The sequence below is a fragment of the Lyngbya sp. CCY1209 genome (assembly GCF_035615495.1).
GTDB lineage: Bacteria > Cyanobacteriota > Cyanobacteriia > Cyanobacteriales > Microcoleaceae > Limnospira.
This window is the reverse complement of record NZ_JAJENU010000381.1, coordinates 1-220: the sequence shown is the minus strand read 5'-3', so window position 1 is coordinate 220 and position 220 is coordinate 1. Positions and strand designations below refer to the sequence as shown.

Here is a 220-nt window from a genome sequence, read left to right as displayed (position 1 = left end):
GATAGAGCCAAGCAAGCCTTGGTCAAGATGGCAATGGAACCCTTCTGGGAACCTAAATTTGAAGGGACAAGCTATGGGTTTCGACCCGGACGCTCAACCCTCGATGCAATTGGCAGAATATTTGTTGCGATTAATCAAGGGGGATACTACGTCCTCGATGCCGACATTGCCAAATGTTTCGACCAGATTGACCATGATTACCTGCTATCCAAACTTCATT

Annotated in this window: 1 protein-coding gene; it reads left to right on the top strand. The window is 46.8% G+C overall.

All coding sequences use genetic code 11. The features are described 5' to 3' along the window. Positions 1–220, top strand: a 220-nt coding sequence (locus tag LKE08_RS10995; RefSeq protein ID WP_324704268.1) for a reverse transcriptase domain-containing protein, incomplete at both ends; no start/stop codon positions are given.